Origin of the sequence: Pseudofrankia coriaricola (assembly GCF_032027725.1) — a bacterium.
Classification (GTDB): domain Bacteria; phylum Actinomycetota; class Actinomycetes; order Frankiales; family Frankiaceae; genus Pseudofrankia.
On sequence record NZ_JASNFO010000125.1, the window covers coordinates 14,908 to 35,594 of the forward strand.

The 20,687-nt window shown below is 68.6% G+C and carries 15 protein-coding genes and 2 pseudogenes; 5 read left to right on the plus strand and 12 right to left on the minus strand.

Features of this window, described 5'->3' with window-relative positions; translation table 11 throughout:
- Positions 1-20: 20 nt before the first annotated feature.
- The 3 genes from QOZ89_RS42880 to QOZ89_RS42890 all read right to left on the minus strand — a co-directional run bounded on the left by QOZ89_RS42880 (position 21) and on the right by QOZ89_RS42890 (position 4,027).
- Positions 21-2,420: a tyrosine-type recombinase/integrase gene (locus QOZ89_RS42880; RefSeq protein WP_312629918.1), complete on the minus strand. Its 2,400-nt coding sequence runs from the start codon at positions 2,418-2,420 to the stop codon at positions 21-23.
- Positions 2,417-3,637: a tyrosine-type recombinase/integrase gene (locus tag QOZ89_RS42885; RefSeq protein ID WP_198543176.1), complete on the minus strand. Its 1,221-nt coding sequence runs from the start codon at positions 3,635-3,637 to the stop codon at positions 2,417-2,419. Before QOZ89_RS42885 ends, QOZ89_RS42880 begins: the two co-directional genes overlap by 4 nt.
- 219 nt (positions 3,638-3,856) lie before the next feature.
- Positions 3,857-4,027, minus strand: coding sequence for a hypothetical protein (locus tag QOZ89_RS42890; RefSeq protein WP_157910463.1), 171 nt, complete (start codon positions 4,025-4,027; stop codon positions 3,857-3,859).
- A 152-nt stretch (positions 4,028-4,179) separates the two neighbouring features.
- Here QOZ89_RS42890 and QOZ89_RS47970 point away from each other — a divergent pair.
- A pseudogene (locus tag QOZ89_RS47970) lies at positions 4,180-4,815 on the plus strand (transposase); the annotation flags it as partial.
- Positions 4,816-4,982: 167 nt separating this feature from the next.
- On the plus strand, positions 4,983-5,147 hold the full coding sequence (locus tag QOZ89_RS42900) for a hypothetical protein (protein ID WP_198543182.1): 165 nt from the start codon (positions 4,983-4,985) through the stop codon (positions 5,145-5,147).
- A 32-nt stretch (positions 5,148-5,179) separates the two neighbouring features.
- Here the strand turns inward: QOZ89_RS42900 and QOZ89_RS42905 are convergent, their stop codons facing one another.
- The 4 genes from QOZ89_RS42905 to QOZ89_RS42920 all read right to left on the minus strand — a co-directional run bounded on the left by QOZ89_RS42905 (position 5,180) and on the right by QOZ89_RS42920 (position 9,080).
- Positions 5,180-6,487, minus strand: coding sequence for an ABC transporter substrate-binding protein (locus QOZ89_RS42905; protein ID WP_071048045.1), 1,308 nt, complete (start codon positions 6,485-6,487; stop codon positions 5,180-5,182).
- A 449-nt stretch (positions 6,488-6,936) separates the two neighbouring features.
- Positions 6,937-7,344 (minus strand): hypothetical protein, encoded by a 408-nt coding sequence (locus QOZ89_RS42910; protein WP_083418407.1) that lies wholly within the window; start codon positions 7,342-7,344, stop codon positions 6,937-6,939.
- A 36-nt stretch (positions 7,345-7,380) separates the two neighbouring features.
- A complete protein-coding gene (locus QOZ89_RS42915; protein WP_198543177.1) occupies positions 7,381-8,136 on the minus strand; it encodes a hypothetical protein in 756 nt (251 codons plus the stop codon).
- Positions 8,137-8,285: 149 nt separating this feature from the next.
- Positions 8,286-9,080, minus strand: coding sequence for a CbbQ/NirQ/NorQ/GpvN family protein (locus QOZ89_RS42920; RefSeq protein WP_071048030.1), 795 nt, complete (start codon positions 9,078-9,080; stop codon positions 8,286-8,288).
- Positions 9,081-9,213: 133 nt separating this feature from the next.
- On the opposite strand from QOZ89_RS42920, the gene QOZ89_RS42925 reads away from it, so the two are divergent.
- Entirely contained in the window at positions 9,214-10,308 is a 1,095-nt protein-coding gene (locus QOZ89_RS42925; RefSeq protein WP_071048031.1) for an IS630 family transposase, read from the plus strand.
- A 20-nt stretch (positions 10,309-10,328) separates the two neighbouring features.
- Here the strand turns inward: QOZ89_RS42925 and QOZ89_RS42930 are convergent, their stop codons facing one another.
- The 4 genes from QOZ89_RS42930 to QOZ89_RS42945 all read right to left on the minus strand — a co-directional run bounded on the left by QOZ89_RS42930 (position 10,329) and on the right by QOZ89_RS42945 (position 15,109).
- On the minus strand, positions 10,329-11,714 hold the full coding sequence (locus QOZ89_RS42930; protein ID WP_198543178.1) for a nitric oxide reductase activation protein NorD: 1,386 nt from the start codon (positions 11,712-11,714) through the stop codon (positions 10,329-10,331).
- A gap of 454 nt (positions 11,715-12,168) precedes the next feature.
- Complete coding sequence (locus tag QOZ89_RS42935; protein ID WP_071048033.1) at positions 12,169-12,777, minus strand: TetR family transcriptional regulator; 609 nt, start codon at positions 12,775-12,777, stop codon at positions 12,169-12,171.
- A gap of 322 nt (positions 12,778-13,099) precedes the next feature.
- Positions 13,100-13,840 (minus strand): SDR family NAD(P)-dependent oxidoreductase, encoded by a 741-nt coding sequence (locus tag QOZ89_RS42940; RefSeq protein ID WP_071048034.1) that lies wholly within the window; start codon positions 13,838-13,840, stop codon positions 13,100-13,102.
- A 75-nt stretch (positions 13,841-13,915) separates the two neighbouring features.
- Complete coding sequence (locus QOZ89_RS42945; RefSeq protein ID WP_071048035.1) at positions 13,916-15,109, minus strand: cytochrome P450; 1,194 nt, start codon at positions 15,107-15,109, stop codon at positions 13,916-13,918.
- Between the two features lie 987 nt (positions 15,110-16,096).
- Between QOZ89_RS42945 and QOZ89_RS42950 the strand changes: the two genes are divergently transcribed.
- Together QOZ89_RS42950 and QOZ89_RS42955 are read left to right on the plus strand one after the other, a co-directional pair.
- Positions 16,097-16,930 carry a TauD/TfdA dioxygenase family protein gene (locus tag QOZ89_RS42950; RefSeq protein ID WP_071048036.1) on the plus strand — a complete coding sequence of 278 codons (834 nt, stop codon included), beginning with the start codon at positions 16,097-16,099 and terminating at the stop codon, positions 16,928-16,930.
- 121 nt (positions 16,931-17,051) lie between these two features.
- Positions 17,052-18,380: an IS1380 family transposase gene (locus QOZ89_RS42955; RefSeq protein ID WP_083418410.1), complete on the plus strand. Its 1,329-nt coding sequence runs from the start codon at positions 17,052-17,054 to the stop codon at positions 18,378-18,380.
- 839 nt (positions 18,381-19,219) lie between these two features.
- Here the strand turns inward: QOZ89_RS42955 and QOZ89_RS47975 are convergent.
- Positions 19,220-20,356: pseudogene (locus tag QOZ89_RS47975) on the minus strand (recombinase family protein); the annotation flags it as partial.
- Between the last annotated feature and the right edge of the window lie 331 nt (positions 20,357-20,687).

Genomic DNA, 20,687 nt, shown 5'->3' on the forward strand with positions numbered 1-20,687 from the left:
GATGGGTGGCGCCTCTGGGGTCAGGCCCTTGTCTGCTCCGCTCGTCCGGCGGCCGAACGCAGGTCGGGCATGCCCAGGTGGACGGCGGCAACGCGGGCAGTCTCGCGCATGGTCGCGAGTTTCTGCTCTGCGGCTGCCAGGGTGGTCTGGATCGCGGCGACCTCGCCGAGCCATCCCTGTTCTTTGGCCTCTTGGAGCCGGTCGAGGAGATTGGTGCGGATCCCTTCCAGTCGCGGCATCTGATCGGGGTCGACCCGGAGCAGCGGGCACCTGACACACGCGTTTTCGTGCGCGCAGGGGGTTCCGTGGTCACGGCCGCAGGTCCCGAGGGCGACTTTCCGTAGTTCGAAATGGGCGAGGAACTCGTCCCATTCCTGGGTGGTGATGTCGCGGTATTCCTCGCTGGGCCGCTCGGCGCGGCGGCGGGCGATGAAAGCCCGGTGGTGGGATATCACGTCCTCGGGGTAGATCGCGGCGTAGCCCATTGTCGTGTCCACGGTGGAGTGACCGCAGACCTTGGCGGCGATGTGCGGAGGCAGTCCGGAGCGGATGGCGTCGGTGACGAAGATCCTGCGGAAGTCGTGGGGCCGCCATTCCAACGGCTGGTCTCCTGCGGTGATCTGGGCGGCCTGTGAGGTTGCGACGAGGCACTCTCGGATGTAGCTGCGGGTGAGAGGACGGTCTTCGGTGCCGTACCGCCGCTGGAACAGGAACGGCATCGGCGGGCTCCAGGTCTGCTCGAACACGTCGTAGGCGCAGACCAGCGGCAGGGCCGCTTTCCCGCCACGGACCCGGAAGATGATCGTAGTCAGGACGTCGGCGAGCTCGGGCGAAACCAGAAGCAGCCGCTCGGCGTCGGTCTTGGACGGGGCGACCTGCAGCATCGGCACGACCTCGCCGGTGGTGGGCAGCGTGTAGGCGACGAAACTGTGGTGGGTGAGCTCGAGCATCTCCTCGATGCGGATCCCGGTGTGCCGCAAGACTTCCACCGTCGCCCACGACCAGAACGCCGCCGACTCCTCGTGGGTGAGGTCCCGCCGCCTGCTCGTGGCCAGGTCCACGGCATAGACCCGGCCGGACTCACCCTGGCGGCAACGTCGGAACTGCTGACCGCCCCCGTTGAACCGCCCCTCGGCGGCGGTCGCCTTGGCGGTGTTCACACGCTGCTCGGCGTCCTTGTGCTGCTGTTCGACGGCCCGTAGCAGCGCCGGCAGCAGGGGCAGTTGGGTCCTGGTGCGCTGATCCATCCGCGACTTGACCCGTGACTTGAATTTCTTCTGCGTCACCTCGGCCGCTTTGATCGGGCACGGCGCGACCCACGTCGCCCACCGGGAGGGATCGTCGGCGGCCCATCGGGCGATGTCCTCGTAGAAGGCCCGGACGAATACCAGCTCGCTGCGGTAGTTCACGCGGGGGCGTACCGGCCGGCCGTCGGCGTCCCGGATGTGGGCCAGCCGTTCTTTCCATGCCTGCGCGACCTCGGGGGCCAGCCGTAGCGAGTCGATGCCGGGATGGTGGGTCTCCAGGTCGCGCCAGAACAGTCTGCAAAGGTTGCGGGCGATGGAACGCAGCGAGGTGTGGTCGAGGTCGGGTGCCCGCTCGGTGAGGTACTCGACCAACAGGTCGCGGACGGGCCGGCACTCGATGCCGTAGCCGTCGACGATCTGTTCGATGCTGCGACGGCCGTCGAGCCGCAGCACTCGCAACCGCTCCGGTGCCGCGGCCGGAAGCACGCCGGTCTTTTTCAGCAACGCGTAGAACAGCGGCCTTCCCGCGCTGCCCCGGAAATGGTGCTCCTGCAGAGCTCTGGTCAGCTCGACACAGTCGCCGAGAGTGATGTCGCTGACGAGGCCGCCCTTGCGGACCAGGATCCAGGTGACTTTGTTCAGGGCGTCCGACCTCGCCCAGCCGGCGGCGTGGTCGGCGCGGAGGCCGAGGCGCTGGAAGCCGTCGGGGTCGATAGCCGCCCGAGCCTCGGCGAGCATCAGCGCCTGGCGTTGCCGCAGCAGCCACGGGTAGCTGGGACGGACGACCTGCCCGGCGACCAGGAGCGCCACCCCGCAGCACAGTTCGTCACGATGATGGCGTCGAGCCGGGGCGCACCCCTTCAGCGGCAGGTCAGCCCAGCTGGAACCGGCGGTGTCCGCCCCGCTGGCCAGCCACCGCTCCTGCCAACTGTCCCCGGGCTGGCCCTCGAGCCAGTCCAGGACCCTGTTCAGGCCACGCCGCCGGGTCTTGTCGCGGGTGCGGCCCGCGCTCGGTTCGGTGAACAGACCAAGCAGCCGCTCGACCAGGGCCTCCCGGCTCTGGCGGGTCTGCCACCAGCTCTGCTCGCAGGGCCGCGGGTCCAGTTCAGCCGGCCGTCCCACCTCGACGGTGCTGGTCTTCGCGACCGTGGCGGCAGGCGCCGCGACGGTCATCGGGTTCCCCCGCCGGAGGCCGTCGTGCCGAACAACGTAGCGAGCACCTCGGGCCGGTAGCCAGGCGCTGGCGGCGCCGGTGGCCGCTCCCGCTGAGCGCGCTGCCGCTCGTGATGGGCCAGGACATGAGCGATGACCTCGTCAGGGGTCGGCGCGATGTAGATCTCAGTGGTGGAGATGTGGGCGTGCCCGAGGACCCATTGGACGTCGGCCAAGGTCAGGTTCGGGTCGCGGACCATCCGCTTGGCGGCGCTGTGCCGCAGGTCGTGCAACGTCCAGTTCGCGCCGAGAACACGGTTGGCTCGGGTGAACAGCATCCGGGCCGCGTCGTAGGCCAGCGGCCGGAACGGGCGGCGCAGCGTCCACCACAACGGCTCGTCCGACCCCCAGGGGACCAGGTCCCGCATCTGTTGCTGGTAGAGCCGCAGCCACACGAACGCGTCCGACGACGCTGGGAGCCGCTGCAGTGCCCGGCTGCCCTTGCGGACCACACCGATCACCTGGTCCTCCGGGGTCACCTGCCCCTGACAGACGCCGAGCAGCTCCGAGGCGCGGGCGCCGGTGGAGACGTAGAACGCGACCAGAGCCCGGTCCCGGTTGCACGACAGGGCCGCGAACAGGTCGTTGAACGCCTGGTCGGGAATGCTTCGCGGGGCCGGTTTGGGCTCCTTGGGCTGGTAGACGGCCCGCCGCGACGGCCGCCGGAACGGCTCCATCGGATTGCGGTGGGCGCCCAGCCGTCCGTCCTCCATGCCCCCGGCCTGCGGGAACGGGTTGACCAGCGGCCGGCCGTGCATCTCCCGGTGGTACTCGTAGAACGACCGGATCACCGCACGCGCGTGCCGCCTGGTCCGCGCAGCGTAGTTCTCCCCGGGCGTCGCCTTCCCAGTCACCGGATTCACCCAGCCCGGGACAGGCGCATCACCGCGACGCTGCCGCGGCGGCTTCTTGACGGTCTTCAGCCACAGGGCGAAGTCCCGCGCCTCGGCGCGACCGGCACGATGCCACGGCACCTCCACCGCCTGCAAGAACCGGAACCACATCAACAACTCGTAGGCATAGGACCGCAGCGACGCCGGGCTGGCGTCGTCAGCGAGCATGTGATGCAGGAATTCGGCGACCGCCGGCACCTCGACACCCTCGCCGTCCACAACACGGAACGGCAGCAGCGGATCAGCGGTCTCCTCAACCCGGCCGACCCTCGCAATCTGCAGCAATGCAACATTTCGAACCGTCGTGCTGCGTTCCGACACCCGCGCCTCCGCAAGCCGCCATAGTCGACGACACGCGATGACAGCAGATCCGCGCCATCACAGGGAGTAATCTCAAACCGACCCAGGGCCCAGACCAGCCGCAGAGGCACTGTCCGTCGACCTCGGCAGGAGTCCAGGAAGCCGCCCAGTTGGTTCGGTCAACGGGACCTACGCTGCCCGCTCCTACGGCCAGACCCGGCCGCCCGCGACCGTCTTCTCCACATCCGCGACAACCTCGTCGCCCGCATCGCCGAAGCCGAAACCCACCACTGGCTCGGCGAAGCCGAAGGACTCAAGGTCAGCCTCGCCGGCGCCCAGGCCAAGCTTGCCCAGATAAACCAGATCATCAACCACCGCCGACAGACCGTGCAGCTGGGCATCCCCACCTTCGCCGAGGCCGCCGGCCGCGCCAGCACAAGCCCACCACCCGCAAACCAGGTCAATCCATGACCCGTCATATCGCTCAAAACGACTATTCCCCAGACATTTTCTAGTTCGGAGAAGACGTGCTGGACTCCGAGTGGATCTGCCGACTCATCGAGCATGGCCTGGCCCGTCCCTCGTTCGTACCCCCGGAGCCGATCCGTCAGTTGCGTGACCTGACCCGCTATCGCACCGAGATCGTCCGGGAGCGGACCCGGGAGGCGCAGCGGCTCGAGAAGCTCCTCGAGGACGCCGGGGTCAAGCTGTCCCTGATCGTCTCCGACCTGCTCGGGGTCTCCGCCCGCGCGATGCTCGAGGCGCTGATCGCCGGCGAACGCGACGGCCAGGTGTTGGCCGAGCTCGCGCTGGGCTCCATGCGCCGCAAGCGGCCGATCCTCGCCGACGCGCTGACCGGCCACTTCGGTGAGCATCACGCGTTCCTTGCCCGCACGATGCTCGACCGCATCGACGCCTGCCGCACCACCGAGGCACGCCTCGACGCCCAGATCGACGAACAGGTCCGGCCCTTTCGCCGTCAACTCGAACTGATCGAGACCGTGCCCGGCGCGAGCCGGCGCACCGCGCAGGTCATCCTCGCCGAGATCGGCGCCGACCCGGCACGGTTCCCCTCGCCGGCCGCGCTGGCGTCCTGGGCAGGGATGTGCCCGGGCAACAACCAGTCCGGAGCCACCGCCCGCAACGGGCCGACCCGCCACGGCGACCCCTGGCTCAAGGCCGCCCTCGGCCAGGTCGCCGTTTCCGCCGGCCGCACGAAGGCACGAAGGGGACCTACCTCGCGGCCCGGTACCGGCGGATCGCCGCCCGCCGCGGCAAGAAACGGGCACTGGTCGCTGTCGGCCACTCCGTTCTCACCTCCGTCTGGCACATGCTCACCACGGACCTGCCCTACCAGGACCTCGGCCCCGACCACTTCGTCAATCGCCTCGACGACCGGGGCAAGGCCCGCTCCGCCCGCCGACTCGTTGACCAGCTCACCCAACTCGGCTACCACGTCACCCTCCAGCCCGCCCCCGTACCGACACCTGGGTGACGAAACAGGGGACGACTCACTGGGTTTTCGAATCAGTCGGCGATCGGGGTATTTCCGAGAACCGCGTACGCGGCAGGCCGGCCGTCGTCGTCGAGAGTGGTGGTCAGGCCGCCGAGAACGCAGACGGCGGGCTGGCCGGGGATGGCCTTGCCATTGCAGCGGAACTTCAGGCCGCCGGCGCCGGGAAGCTCGGTCTCCTTCATTGCCTTGATCGTCGTGGTGAGGGACGCCGGGGTGATGTCGCCCGAGATGCCCTGTGCCGCAGCTTGGAAGCCAGACATAATCATGAACATGAGCATGCTGTCCTGGAAGCTGAGGTCGATGTCCTCGCCGTAGGTCTCGGCGACCGTGGTGTAGAGGCGCATCGACGGGCTGTCGGGACCGACCGGCGCGATTGCGCTGATGACCGTGCCGTTCAGCGTGCTGCCGGAGACGGATTTCCGGGTGGAGTCGGTGATGCACTGGGAGATGGCGCTGATCGTGCCGGTGAAGCCGACGGCCTTGAGGCCGTTTATCGCGCTGATGCAGAACGTGTCGTTGCCGATGATGAACACCTGGTCGGAGCCGTTCGATCCGACCCGCTGCATCTGCGGGGTCATGTCGGCGGTGCCGGGCGCGACCCGGACGAGTTCGTAGCCGATGCCGGCCTTCTCGAACAGCGGCGGCGCGACCTCCTGGGCGGAGTGCAGAGCGGCGGGGACGTCGATGACGATGGCCGTGACCTTCTTGTTGCCTTTGTCCTTGGCCACCTGGATGGGCAGGTCGATGATCGGGAAGGTCGGGTTGGCCAGGCTGAAGGTCGTTGGGCTGGCGAGTAGCTCGGGGTCGGCCGATCCGGAGAGCATCACGGGGATCTTGGCTTCGTTCAGCGGCTCCCAGGCCGCCTCGACGACGCCGGAGGTGCCGATCAGGACGGCGGACACACCCTTCGTCACCATCTCATTGCCACAATCGGAAGCCTTGGACAGGTCACCGAGCGTCTCACAGATGGTGATTTCGATCGGGTGACCGCCGAGGCCGCCCTTGTGCTCGTTCAGGTACTTCGCGGTGGCCTCGGCGACCCTGTTGTCGTTCGTGTGGTCGGCCGTCGGGCTGGCACCATCCGTGATGACCCCGAGCGTGACCGGCGCGCCGGTCGCCCTTTCGACTGGGCCCAGCACCTCGGCGGTGCTCGCGGTGCCGGTCGTCGGCGCGGGTTCGTCCCGGTCACCGGATCCGCCACCGCAGGCCGAGACCAGGGCCACGCTCGCGGCAAGGACAGCGGCGCCAACCAGTCGTAATCCGGTCGGGCGGGTGCCTGGCCGCGCGGATGGGCCGGACCGAGACGGCCGGGCGTCCATCTGCCGGCCGACGGGCTTCGAGTGGTGCAACATATCTCCTCGCTCTCGTCGCCTGACGTTTCTGTGACTGAGAGGTACGCCGCGTACAGTGGGCCGGAAATTCTGGCGCGTCGTACGGACCGGCTTTAATCCGTGTGCGCTAAATGTGGAAGATCGCTCTGGAGGGCAATGGAGTGAAGCTTCGCCTTCGCGCCCTCGTCGGGCCTGCGCTCGATCGGTCTGGCGCATGAAGTGTCATTGACACCCGGCGCGGGCTTCGGAATCCTCGCCCTTGATCAAACCACGTCGAGAATGCCGCGGCTGACGGCTGTGTTCCGGCCGGTTGGCCGGCGTGCCCGCCTGCGAGCGGGCGGGCACGCCGGCGGCTGCCACGACGGTGTCCTCGCGATCCGGCCCTGCCGGCCGCCAGCGGCGGGCTAGACGGCCTCGCGGCCGGGAGGATGCCGCGGCTACTTGCCCGCGGTCGAGTTCTGCGCGTCCAGCTCCTGCTGGATCCGGACGAGCTCGCGGAATCCGATCTTGTCATAGCCAGGGCGCGGCTGTACACCCCACTGGTCGCCCGAGGTCTCCGGGTTGCCCTTGACCGGCTCTCCGCCGAACGGCGGGCTGTTGATGGGGTACGAGTCCTCGCAGGTCTGCTCCGGGTCGGAGTACTGCACCTTGGTGAGACCGTCGCAGATCTCCTGGATCGATAGTGTCGGCCAGCCAAGCCAGATCAGGGTGAACGGCGTAACCAGCGCCCCCTCGATCACGAGCCCGATCAGGAGCACCCAGCACACGCGCCGAATGACGGTGTGCATGCGGGAATGTTCCGCCGACGTGCCGAGGGGGAGGTCCTTAGCCTCAGTCTTGCTCACGGATTGCTCCTTCGGCCGGCCACGGCCGGCCCATACTCAGTCGGAGAAGATCTCGCGATTGACGGTATGTAGATAAGGGATGGCCAGGAATGGCGTGATATAGAAGATGTCGAACAGCCACCAGCCGATCACCGGGAGCAGAACGCCCGAGAACCGGAGGTCGGCGTACATCGTCATGTTGAACACGTAGCCGACCCAGATGACCACGCCGAACCAGCAGGTGATGATCATCCACTGGTGGCCCCAGCGCTTCATCTGCAGCAGGCCGATGCACGCCGCCATCCGCATGGGGAAGACGGTCAGCACGCAGGCGATCTCCCAGGCCTTCTCTCCTGGCGCGCTGGCTCCGCCCAGCCCGAGTTCGTTGTAGTGCCAGAAGTAACCGGCGTCGAAGATGCTGCCCCAGCCCATCATGAACGTCCGGTAGATCAGCGCATGGTTGGCCATCAGGTCCAACGCCCAGCCGAAGCTGTTGATCGCGGCGTCGAGGAAGACCATGTAGCCGATCAACGTGACGATCATCGGACGAACGGTGAGACCGGCGCGCGAGGCCTTGCGCAGCAGCGCCAGGCCTCGGAAGAACAGTGGCAGGCCGATGATGCCCGGCAGCGTCATCCCCATCAGCACGGTGCCCGCGATGAGCCATTTGTCGGCTTGGCGTTGGGCCTTCCGGCTCTCCTCGAGATGGTCCTCGTAGGAGACCGAGCTGTCGGGGCCGGCTTCGATCGCCGCGCCGTTCGCCGCGCCGGCCAGCGCCGGCGTCGGCGGGCGCTTCATCAAAGGAAGTCTCACGGTCTCCTACCAGTTCCTCTGCGAGTACATGTAGAGCTGGACGCCGATGATCGCGGCCAGGTATCCGTAGATGGCGATCTGGAAGACCATCAGGGCTCGTCGCCGCTGTCGGTCGCGTACGTCCATGGCGAATGCCTCCAGGTATGTGGTCAGGCCGGGACGCCGGCCGGTAGCAGGCAGGCTGCCGCGACCTCCCGCAGGCCTTCGGTGACGGCCCCGTCGGTGCTCAGCGGCGCGAGAATGCTCGCCTCGGCGGCGGCCTTCTCGTCCGTTCCGGCGGCGATGAGCTGCGCCGCGGTCACGAGCGTTCGGGTCGAGGGCGGCTCGAAATGAAACACGGACTCGGCCGTACGGATGGTGGTCGCGCAGCGGACCAGCCGACTCGCGACTTCTGCGGTGACACCCGACTCGGCCACGACGACCTCAGCCTCGCGATCGGGTGGCAGATAGCTCATCGGGAGCGTGACGAAACGCTGTCGGAAGGACGGCTTTAGATCCTTCAGGGAACTGCGGTAGGCCGGGTTGTAGGAGCACACCAGCATGAAGGTGTCGGGTGCCTCCACCACCTCGCCGGACCGGTCAAGATACAGAGTGCGCCGGTGGTCCGTGAGCGAGTGGAGGACCGCCAGCGAGTCGTGGCGGGCCTCGACCACCTCGTCGAGGTAGCAGATCGCGCCGTCCTTGACCGCCCTGGTGAGTGGGCCGTCGGTCCAGACGACATCGCCGCCCAGGACGACGAACCGGCCGACCAGGTCGGCACTGGTGAGGTCGTCGTGGCAGCTGATGGTGACGACGGGACGGTCCAGCCGGGCGCCCATGTGCTCGACGAGCCGGGTCTTGCCGCAACCTGTCGGCCCCGTGAGCATCACCGGCAGGCGCCTGCTGAATGCGTGCTCGAAAAGCGTCACCTCACTACCAATGGCCTGGTAGTCGTGGGCGGCCATCTGACCTCCGAAAAGATGTGAAAATAGGCGACCGGCGGCCGCGGAAAAATGTGGAATGAATGGCCGGGCGTGAGTCTAGTGTCATGTGATTCTGTGTCCTTTACATCCTCCGGCCTTCGACTGGAGTGATCTTGTGGAGTTGGGTGCTGAACAGCGGGCCGAACTGGTGGCACTGGTCAACAGTCGGGACGTTGTGGCGAACGTGGCGACGCGGGTGCGGATCGTGCTGCGGCACGCCGACGGGCTGGCGAAGCGGCGGATCGTGGAGTTGGCGGGGGTGTCGCGGCCGACGGTGGATCTGTGGCTTCGCCGCTACGAGACCGACGGGGTAGCCGGCCTGGTCGACCGGCCGCGGGGAGCCGGGTGTGAGCAGGTGCCCGCCTCGGTGCGGGCGCGGATCGTGGCGCTGACCCGGGCCACGCCGCCGGCGGAAACCGGGCTTTCGCACTGGTCGAGCCGCGAGTTGGCCACGTACGTCAGCCGGACCGGCGGTGTCCGCGTGTCCTGGCACTACGTCGCGAAGGTCTGGCGCGCCGAAGGGCTGCGCCCGCACCGACAAGGCACGTTCGAGCTGTCCCGCGACCCGGAGTTCGCCACCAAGGTCGCCGACATCGTCGGGCTCTACCTCGACCCGCCCGGCGGGGCGGTCGTGCTCTGCGTGGACGAGAAGACCCAGGTCCAAGCCCTCGACCGCACCCAGCCGCTGCTGCCGATCAGCTTCGGGCGCACTGAGAAACGCACCCACGACTACGTCCGTCACGGCACGACGAACCTGTTCGCCGCCCTGGACGCCGCCACCGGCCAGGTCTACGGGGAGTGCCGCCCAGTCCGTGACGGCGCCGCGTTCCTTGCCTTCCTGACCAAGGCGGTCGCCCCGCACGCCGGCCGCGAGATCCACATCGTCCTGGACAACCTCTCGACCCACACCACCCCGGACGTGAACGCCTGGCTCGAGGCCAACCCGCACGTCCACTTCCACTTCACCCCGGTCGGCTCGTCCTGGATCAACCAGATCGAGATCTGGTTCGGGATCATCACCCGGCAGGCGATCCGCCGCGGCACCTTCCCGTCCGTCCACGCCCTGACCCGCCAGATCCGCGACTACATCACCCACTGGAACACCGACGCCGAACCGTTCACCTGGACCGCCACCGCCGACGAGATCCTTGCCAAGGTCCGTCTCACCCAGACCAGCATCCGGAAACTCGTCGCCAACAACCGACGGTAAGCAAACAGAATCACGAGACACTAGGCGGCGACCAGTTCGCGGTGAACGTGCGCCAGTGCCCGGGGGAGTTCTTCCACCCGGAGAATCCGCCGCGAACGGCGGGGTCCGAATACCTCTGGCAGCGGGTCCACCCGCGTGCGCCCGACGCCGAGGTAGTACACCGAGACCCCCGCCTCCTCGGCTTCCTCGACCGCGTGGGCGACGTCGGCCCACGCGTACCGGCCCTCGTATCCCTCATCGGACATCAGGCCGTCGCCGATCACGATCAGCAGGCGCCGTTCGGAGGGCTGCGCGAGCAGCCGGTTCGTCAGGTGTCTTAGTGGGGCTCCGAGCCTCGTGTAGCCGCCGGCGACCAGGCCGAGGCCACTGGGCGCGACGAACCGGCGGTCGGTGAAGTCCTTGAGACAGCGGACCTCGACCCGGTGACGAGTGCTGCCCGAGAACACGAAGACGCCGTGGCGTTCGCAGGCCTGCACCATCGCCGCGGACAGCGCATCGGCGCAGGCGAGTTCCAGCCGGAACACCAGCCCGTGTTGGGCACCCATAGACGAACTGCCGTCGAGGAGCAGCGCGGTGCTGACGTCCCGCTGACCGGGCCGTAGGTCCCGAAACACTCGCCCCGCGGAGGCGTCGCCCGCGGCTGTGGCGACGTGATGGGAGACATAGGCATCGATGTCGAGGTCCGAGCCGTCTTCCAACCGGTTCCTAAGGGCGCGGTGGGTGTGTTCCTCAAACCAGCGCCGTACGTCCGCGGGGGCGTGAATCGCCTGCGCGGGTCGGGCCGGGTGCCGGCGCTCGAGAACGGCGACGTGATCGGGTAGAAACTGCTGTGTCCAGAAATTCCACTCTGGATAGGGAACGCCAACCCGAGCGTCCGGACGGACCTCGACGTCCTCCTCCTCCGGCCTGCTCGGCGGTGGGATGTTGGGATTCTTGAGGCCTCCCTCCCCTCCCACCGGAATGGCGTAGAACCGGTAGGAGTCCTTGCGCCTGGTACTCCACGGCACCCTGCCGTACCGGCGCCGAGCGGAGACGGCCAGACCGTTGGGCACCACGGCGTCCATCGAGAGTTGACCGAGTAGCGGATGTGGGGTCAACTCATGGTGGGACCTGGCCAGGTTCACCGCGCACCTGAGAATGGTCGGGCCGTCGAGCCCACCGTGGAGGACCTCGAGATCGGGAAGAACGCGTCGCAGTTCGGGCATCAGCCCCGGCCAGTGGGCGCTGACCCAGCCCATCGCGACCCCACCCTCCACGAGGGCCAATGCCCTGAGCTCTCGCGGCGCGAGCTTGTGAAGTAGGTAGCCGGCGATACGGTCCTTGGACGGAGAACACTGCAGCGCGACGCCGCAGGTCAGCGTCCGGACCGTCCAGCCGCGCGAGGGAGCCGGATGAGGGACGTTCACGACAGAGCGGCCTGAACCCAGCCCGAAGGTCCGGCGTTCACCGGAGACAAGCCGCGCCCCCTGGCGACGCCCTTCGGAGAATGCGACGGCAGCCAGCGAACATCTTTGCTCCACCCATAACGCCGAGCCGCTGGCGGGCTCGGTCATTGCCGGCTACCCACAGGCCAGAACTGGTGGGCCATCGGCCTGCCAACGGATCGCGGCCGCGAGTGAATTTCCGTCGGTAACGATCGGTCAGGCAGGCGGTGGCCGTCGTACGGAATGTCCATCAGAAGGTTCCGATGCGGCTCATGATGTAGTGCCAGAAAAACAGAAGGCCGGCGACGAGGGCCCACGCCGCGCCGAAGCGCAGTAGGTCCACGAGCATGACGACACCTCCCGGGTAATCGATCCGGGCAAATATTGGACAGTGGAAATGCGGAGATCTGTAGCTTTCGACCTCGCGGAAGAGGCCTCAGCGCGCCTCGAGGCCGCGGAGCACAGTGGCCACGAAATTCTGCAGAATGGTGGTGCGGTCAGACTGGGAGCCGGTGACCGCGATCAGCAGCCCGTACAGCCCGACCAGGAAGAAGAAAGCACTGTGTCTGACGTCCGCCTCGGGGTATATCTCGCCCCGGTCCCGCGCCTGCTCGATCGCCTGGATGACGAGGATGATGACGGGGTACTCGGTCCAGTCGGCGGACGTGGGGCGGGCGGGGGAGAAATGGTAGGCGAGCACATCCCGGAATAGCGCCTTGTCGAGTCGTTGTTCGATCGCGGTGACCAAACGGACCACCTCGTCGAACACGGCTGGCAGGTCCCGAGGCGACGCGAGGAACCGGGACAGCTGTTTCGCCATCCGCTCCTGCTCGCTGTGGTCCAGCTCGGCGAGAACATGCTCCTTCGTCGGGAAATGAAAGTAGAAGGTGCCCCGCGCCACCCCCGCCGCCGTGGCGATGGCGCCAATGTCCGCTTCGGCCATACCAGAACGCTTGTACTCGGCAATGGCTGCGTCGAACACCCGCTGGCGCGTCTCGAGCCGCTGCGCCTCGCGAGCGTGTGGCTTGGTCCGCTCCTCCAGCATGAGATCTTTCTACCGCGCTCGCTGGCGAGTGTCAATGAAAAGTGTCAGCCAAACTGAGACGGGGGCGGTCCGGCTGGCCGCCGTGCCCGCGGGACGGCCAGGACGTCCACGCAGGTCAGCGCCCGCGCCGTCCGTCTTGTCCCGCTGACGGTATCCCTTCAGACCTTCGCTGTGCGCACAGCCTCCCGCCCTGCGCCGCCGTGACCCGACCCGCGGCATCTGGTGGGTCCCTGCTCCGACGCATCGTCCGCCTGGGCGAATCGGACGAGATCCGTGGGCCGGCCTGCCGGACGGTTCGCGACGGCGGCGCAGGGCGGATGGTTCACGGGAGCGATGCGGTCGTGCCACCGTCGATCGGGATGATCGCGCCGTTGATGAAGCTGGCACGATCGGAGGCGAGGAAGAGCGCGAGCTCCGCCACCTCCTCCGGCCGGCCGGCGCGCCGCATCGGCGAGCTCGCCACCAGCTGGGGGAACCTCTCGACGGCCTCGGCCGACAGCTCGGTCACGATGAAGCCGGGACAGATCGCGTTGGCGCGGATCCCCTTTGGTCCGTACTCCACGGCGGCGGCCTTGGTGAAGGCGTTCACCCCTGCCTTCGCGGCCGAGTAGGCGCTTACCTGTCGCTGGGAAGCGTTGATGCTGCCCGTCGAGGACCAGTTGATGATGGAGCCGCCGCCGGTGGGGAGCATCGCCCTGATGGCGTGCTTGGTGCCCAGCAGCACGCCGCGCAGGTCCACGTCCATGATCCGGTCGTACTCGGCCATGGTGATCTCGGCGAGCGGCTGCGCGCCCCCGACGCCGGCGACGTTGAGTACGGCGCTCAGGGCGCCGAACTCCGCGAGGGCGGCCTGGAACATCGTCTCGACATCGGACTCGAGGGACACGTCGCAGTGAAACGGTACGACCGCGTCGCCCAGTTCGGCCGCCGTCTCCTTCTCCCGTTCGCTGATGTCCGCGGCTAACACCCTCGCTCCTTCGCGCACGAAGAGCCTCGTGGCCTCCCTCCCCATTCCGGAGCCGGCTCCGGTGATGACGGCCGTCTTACCGTCCAACTGTCCCATGCGTCCTCCTCTTCAACCTGGTCGCTCTACTCCCGACCAGCGTCTGTGCCCGCCCGCCGACGTCGCCCGGGCCGGCTACCCGACGACGAGCGGCAGGGTTTCCCAGCCCCGGACGGACGACGTCTGCGCGAGCTTCGCGCCCGACCAGTCGACGTCCCAGTCGGGGAAGCGACGCAACAACTCATCCAGCGCGACTCGTCCCTCCAGGCGGGCGAGCGCCGCGCCCAGGCAGTAGTGACCACCGAGCCCGAAGGTCATCAACTGGCCGATCTTCCGGTGGATGTCGAAACGATCCGGGTCGGTATATCGGCGCGGGTCACGGTTTGCGGCGGCCAGCATGAACATCGTGGCGCTTCCAGCGGGAATCGTCTGCCCGTGGAACTCGACGTCCGTGGCGGTGTAGCGGGCCATGAACGGGCCGGGCGGCTCGTAGCGAAGGATCTCCTCGATCGCGTTGGGGATCAGGTTCGGGTTGGCGGCGAGCTCGCGTCGCGCGTCGGGATTCCGGGCGAGGAGAGCTCCGATCCAGCCGACCAGCCGGCCGGTCGTCTCGTTCCCGGCACCGGCGACGACCGTGACGTAGGTCAGCACCTCGTCTCGCGTCAGCGTCCGGACCACGCCGTTCTCGTCGGTGAACTCGGCGTTCAGCAGGTCAGTCATGAGGTCGTTCGACGGGTGGTCGCGTCGCCAGTCGATGTAGTCGGCGAAGACTCCGCTGTCGATCATCACGCCCTCCGAGAGGTCCATCCGCCCGCCGGACTCGGTGCGCAGCTTCTCGTCCGTGAGGTCGCGGATACCCGCCTGGTCGGCCTCCGGAATGCCGAGGAGCATGCCGATGACCCGCATCGGCATCTCCGCGCCCAAGGCCGCGATCAGGTCAAAGTCGGTGACTCCGGCCAACGGGTCGAGAATGCGCGCGCAGAACTCCCGAACCCGCGGCTCGAGTTCGCCTATCCGGCGAGGGGTGAAGACCCTGACGAGCAGCTTGCGGTGGATGTCGTGCATGGGTGGGTCTTCGAAGATCAAAGTGCCAGGCGGGATCTCCATACCAGACTGGATGATGTCGAGGATGTTGCCCCGGGAGTTCTGGAAGGTCTGCCAGTCCGGCAGGCCGCGCTCGCAGTCCGCATACCGGCTGAGCGCATAGAAGTTGTACTTCTCGTTGTAGTAGACCGGGGCCTCCTCCCGCATCTGGTTAAAGACCGGGTAGGGATCCGTATTGAAACTACCGTCATAAGGGTCCCAGTAGGCAGGACTGTTGGCGCCCAATGCATCCTCCAAGTGGACCTGCTAGTCGGATGTTGTTTCCCGGCAGCGGTGAAGGTTGTTCCGTGAACCAATAGACTGAGTGGGTATCCGCGCACGAGGAGCGTGCGCCAGGCGGGACCGGAATACCGGAGACCGGGTCGGTTCGTGCGGGTCGGCCGCTGTTTTTTCGGCTCGAAGATCGGCGGAAAGCCCAGGCGGCCGACGCGTGGACAAGCGCGTCCGCGTGTAGGCAAGAGGAGGTCGACGCCGGTCTTGGTCGTCGCGGCCATGGCGGCGGTCAGCTTGCTGCGGCGGGGAGGCAGGTGCGTCGCTCGGGTCCGCTGTCCGGTGGGCGTCGTGCCCATGCGAACGGCCTGCTGCCCTCAGCGCCGGACGGGATGGCGATTGCTGGGTGGGGTGGCATAGAAGGACCTGCCTTGGTGGATGTCCAAGGCTGTCGGCGAGGCGGCCCGGCACGGGCCCGTCAGCCTTCCTACGAGGTGCCAGCCGGCGGACCAGCGACCTCGGCGTCCAGAACTATACCACTAGGTCTAGTTTTGTCGATAATCTCCTGCTCGTGGTGCCGACACGCGTCCGGTCTGGCGCGGTCGACGGCGGTTGGCGGCCAGTTGGCTGCGCGGATTGGGTTGCCTGGTGGCGGGCATCCCGGCTACCCGCGGGTGGCCCTCGCCTGTTCCTCCGCCGGAGGGCGATCTCGGCCTGGTCCGGTCGCTGTGCTCGCCTGACGCCGCCGGCCTGCCTTGGCGAGCTGGTGCGCCAGAACTAGACCCGTCGGTATGGTTGTGGCACTCTGGCGCCCGAGGCGCGGGGCAGGCGCCGGGATGACCTGCTCAAGGACGGCAGATCGACATCCATCTACGTGCCGATCCGGCGTGGATCCGGTTTGGGTACTTGCCGTGGCGCCGGCAGGGAGATGGCGTCCGTCGGCGGCCATTGGGTCGATCATGCCGTTGTGGATCGTGTTTGTTGGAGAAGCGGGAGAGAGCCATGGCCGTGTCTGTCACTCCGGTGAGTCGGGGGGTCGGCGTCGAGATCTCGGGCCGCAGTGGGCCGGAGCTGGCGACTCCGCAGGTCGCCGCCGAGGTGCGCGAGTACCTCGACGAGTACGGTGTCGTGATCTACCGCGAGGCGCGGATCGGTGACGCCGACCTGGTGGCGCTGTCCCGGATGCTCGGTGAGGTGATCGTCGCGCCGATGGGCGGAGAGGAGGACTTCCCGGAGGTGTCGACGATCTCGCTGGACCCGGCGCAGAGCACGCTGGCGGCGTACCGGGCGGGTACGTTCTTCTGGCATATCGACGGGGCGAACGACCTGGTGCCGCAGAAGGCGACGTTGCTGACCGCGCTGGAGGTCGCGACCGAGGGTGGGGACACCGAGTTCGCCAACCTCTACGCCGCCTACGAGGCGCTGTCCGCGCAGGAGAGGGCCACGTTGGCCGAGCTGCGGGTGGTGCACAGCTTCGCGGCCACCCAGCGGCTGTCCAACCCGGACGCGTCGGCGAAGATGCGGGCCGCGTGGGACAAGGTGCCGTCGCGGGAGCATCCGCTGGTGTGGACCCGGCGCAGCGGACGCAAGTCGCTGCTGGTCGGCGCGACGGCCGATCATGTGGTTGGCCTGGCGGCCGAGGAGAGCCGCGCGCTGCTGGACCGGCTGCTCGCGTGGGCGACCCAGCCGGAGTTCTCGCTGCGTCACCACTGGCACGACGGCGACCTGGTGATCTGGGACAACACCGGCATCCTGCACCGCGCCCAGCCGTATACGGCCGCGTCTCGCCGCCTGATGCACCGCACTACCCTCGTCGGTGAAGAAGCTGTCGCCTAACCTCGGGCTTTCACCGGGGTGATCGTCTGTTGGGTGGCTGGAAATAGGAAAGTGCCCCTGAGCTGGGAGGATTGGGCTTGCTGAGGGCCTGATCGATCCCGTACCAAGGAGCACCTTCGCGGTGAAGCCTACCGGTGTGTATCCGTCTGTCTGCGTCGATGCCGCTGGGCGCGGTGTCGTGTCGTCGGCGGGTGGGGTGTTGCTGACGGAGACGGTCCGGGTGTCCGGGCTGGGTGCGGCGTTGTCGGAGGCTTTGGCGCCGTGGCGGGCGCCGACGGCGGTGCACGACCCGGCGAAGGTGCTGACGGATCTGGCGGTCAGTCTCGCGCTGGGCGGTGACTGCCTCGCCGACGTCGCGTTGCTGCGGGTGGAGCCGGAGCTGTTCGGGCTGGTGGCCTCGGACCCGACGGTGTCACGGACGGTCGACCGGCTCGCGGCCGACGTCGAGAAGGTGCTGGCGGCGGTGTTCCGAGCGTTGGCGGGCGCGCGGGAACGGGTCTGGACGCTCGCCGGGGTGCACGCTCCAGGCCACGCGGCCAGCGTCGCCGACCCGCTGGTCGTGGACTTGGACGCGACCCTGGTCACCGCGCACTCGGAGAAGGAACAGGCCGCGCCGACGTTCAAACGGGGTTTCGGGTTCCACCCGCTGTTCGGGTTCGTCGACCACGGCCCCGACGGCACCGGGGAGCCGGCGGCGGTGCTGCTGCGCCGCGGGAACGCCGGGTCGAATACGGCCGCCGACCACATCACCGTGGCCAAAGACGCACTCGCCGGGCTGTCGCGGCGGCTGCGCCGGGGCCGTTCGGTGCTGGTCCGCACCGACGGCGCCGGCGGCACGCACGACTTCCTCACCTGGCTACACGGCCGCCGGCTGTCGTACTCGGTCGGTTTCACCCTTACCGATGACCACGCCGAGATCATCATGAAGCTGCCGACCGCGGCGTGGACTGCGGCCTACGACGCCGACGGCCTGCCCCGGCCCGGAGCCTGGATCGCGGAGCTCACCGGCCTGCTCGACCTGTCCGGCTGGCCGCCGGGGATGCGGGTGATCGTGCGCAAGGAACGGCCACACCCCGGCGCGCAGCTGCGGATCACCGACGTTGACGGCAACCGGATCACCGCGTTCGCTACCAACAGCCGCCGCGGCCAGCTCGCCGCGTTGGAGCTGCGTCACCGCCGCCGGGCCCGCTGCGAGAGGAGCAAGCCGCAGTGCTGTTATAACTGCGACTCGCTGGCATCGTGGGTGTTTCCTTCCGGTTCTGTGTTCATGTCGGTGTTCGTGGTGGCCTGCTGGTTGGCCAGCCAGGGCCGGCGGGTGTGTCCCCCGTTGGGCATCAGGTGCAGGGCGCGGAGCCGTTCGACCTCGGCGGGGTCGGCGTGCAGGACCCATCTGCGGGGGGCGTCGGGGTGGCGGTGGGCGTCCACCCAGCCGCGGCCGATCCAGGTGTAGAGGGTGACCTGGGGCATGTCGAGTTCGCGGGCGAGGTCGGCCAGCCACCACTTGTGCTCGCCCAGCGGCGGGCTGGTGTGGCGCTGGGTGGCTGGTTCGGTCAGGCCGAGGGTGCCCATCAGGTCGCGGACTGCCTGCGGTCCGAAGCAGGCCCGCCTCTTGGGCGGGCGGAAGCCCTCCCGGTTCAGGCAGTCGGCGATCTGGGTGGCGTTCTGCCCGGCGGCCGCGAGCTCGCGGACCCGCGCGGCCAGCTGCGGGTAGTAGCTGAGCTGGGTCAGGCGGGCCACCGGCCGCACCACCTCGCCGTCGCTGCGGTGGCCCCCGGCCCAGGTCACCTGCACCTTCACCTTCTCGCTGGTATCGAGGACCTCCACGCGGACCTGCTCGACGAGCAGGCGCAGCAGCTGTTTGCGGTCGGCGTCGGCGGTGGTGGGCGCGTGCCACAGCGCGGGGATGTCGGCGGCCAGGGCGCGGATGTGCTCGCGTTCGGCTGCGGTGAGGGTGCGCGGGCGGGCCGCGGCGAAGCGGTCGTACTCCTCACCCAGGCGTTGGCGCTCGGCCAGCGCAGCCTCCCAGTCCCTCTCCAGCTGGCGCACGACCAGCCGGTTCTCCGGCTCGGCCAGCTGGTACTGGCGGCGGGCCCGGTCGGCGACGTAGTCAGCCCGCTCCAGGCGCTGCCGCCAGATCCGGTCCACCTGCGCCCGCTGCGCCTCGACCTGCTCGGCCGCCGCCAGGGAGACCTCGAGTGCGGCCGGGGCCACGGCTGCCAGCAGCAGCGCGGTGACGTAGGCGTCCACGCAGCCGCCGGCCAGCTGCTGGCACCGCTCGGCACCATATTCGATCTTGTCGCGGGAGCAGACGTAGACCGGCTGCTGCCTGCTGCCCGGCCCCCGCCGGTAGTGCGCCGCCATCTTCCTGCCGCAGCGGGCGCAGACCACCAGCCCGCTCAGCAGGGCCGGGCCGTTACGCGCCGCGCCCATGCTGCGCGCCCAGGACCGGTTGGCGTCCAATCGCTGCATGTTCCGCTCGTACTGCTCGACGCTGATGTAGGACGGCAGCACCCCGGGCAGGTAGGCCACCCAGTCCTCGCGGGGCTGGCGTACCCGCCCGGTGTCCGGCCGCCCGGCCTGCCGCCGCCGGGGGTCCAGGCCGGTGCGGCCGTAGGCATAGATACCAGCGTAGGCCGGGTGGTGGAGCATGTTCTGGATCCCGGCCCGGCTGGGCCGGCGCCAGGTCAGCTCCCCGCGCCGGGGCCCGTGGTGCAGACGCCCCCCGACCTGGATGTGGTTGTCGGCCAGGTAGGCCAGCACCGCGTTCACCGTGCCGAGCCGCTCGAACAGCTCGAACACCAGGCGCACCACGGCCTGGACCTGCTCGTCGGGGTCGAGCACCACCTCCCCCGAGAGGCGGCGCACATACCCGGCCGGCAGCTCCAGCGCCAGTTCCCCGCGCCGGGCCTTGTTCACCCGCCCGGACGACATCCGCTGCCGGATCAGGTAGAGCTCGGCCTGGCTGATCGTCCCCTTCAGCCCCAGCAGCAGTCGGTCGTTGTGGTCGTTGGGGTCGTAGACCCCGTCCGTATCAGCCAGCAGCGTCCCCGACAGAGCGCACAGCTCGAGCAGCTGGTGCCACTCCCGGCCGCCGCGGGCCAGCCGGGACATCTCCGCGCCCACCACGATGCCGACGTGGCCCAACCCGACCTCGGCGACCAGCCGGGCGAACCCCGGCCGGTCGGCCACCCCCGACGCCGAGCACCCCAAATCGTCGTCGATGACCAGTACCCGCGACCGGTCCCACCCCAGCGCCACCGCCCGCTCGGCCAGCCCGTACTGCACCCGGGTCGACTCGGTGTTGCGCTCGACCTGCGCGAGGGTGGACTGGCGGACATACACCGCCGCGAGAAGATCACAGTGCCGCGGCTGCACCTTGCCGTGCACCCGCTCCCACGGCAGGGCCGCCGTGCTCACCCCGCTCACCCCCGCTCCCGCCGCTCGTCGGTGCCGACCCTGCCACCGCCCGCTCGACCAGCAGGCCCAGCAGGCGCCGCACGGCCAGCCGGTTCACCTCCGGGAACGCCCCCCACGGTGGGACGACAACCGCCGGGCCCGCCACCCCGGGGGGACAGCTGTGTTTCCTGACATCGCAACAAACCTCCCGGTTCTTCGTCATTTTCTTCGTCGATCTGCGCATCCCGCAGCCGTCGGACGGCCGCTACCAGCGCCAACAGAGCGTCTACCCCGATCACGGGAGCGCTCATTCCCTCCACTCCCGAAGAATTTATGCGTGCAGTGCGGCTTGCTCTTCGAG

Excerpts from the sequence above, each read along its gene's own strand:
- QOZ89_RS42900 (WP_198543182.1), top strand. The coding sequence starts at position 4,983 with ATGCTCACCACGGACCTGCCCTACCAGGACCTCGGCCCCGACCACTTC.
- QOZ89_RS42950 (WP_071048036.1), top strand. The coding sequence starts at position 16,097 with ATGGCCGTGTCTGTCACTCCGGTGAGTCGGGGGGTCGGCGTCGAGATC.
- QOZ89_RS42905 (WP_071048045.1), bottom strand. The coding sequence starts at position 6,487 with ATGGACGCCCGGCCGTCTCGGTCCGGCCCATCCGCGCGGCCAGGCACC.
- QOZ89_RS42935 (WP_071048033.1), bottom strand. The coding sequence starts at position 12,777 with ATGCTGGAGGAGCGGACCAAGCCACACGCTCGCGAGGCGCAGCGGCTC.
- QOZ89_RS42940 (WP_071048034.1), bottom strand. The coding sequence starts at position 13,840 with ATGGGACAGTTGGACGGTAAGACGGCCGTCATCACCGGAGCCGGCTCC.
- QOZ89_RS42920 (WP_071048030.1), bottom strand. The coding sequence starts at position 9,080 with ATGGCCGCCCACGACTACCAGGCCATTGGTAGTGAGGTGACGCTTTTC.
- QOZ89_RS42880 (WP_312629918.1), bottom strand. The coding sequence starts at position 2,420 with ATGACCGTCGCGGCGCCTGCCGCCACGGTCGCGAAGACCAGCACCGTC.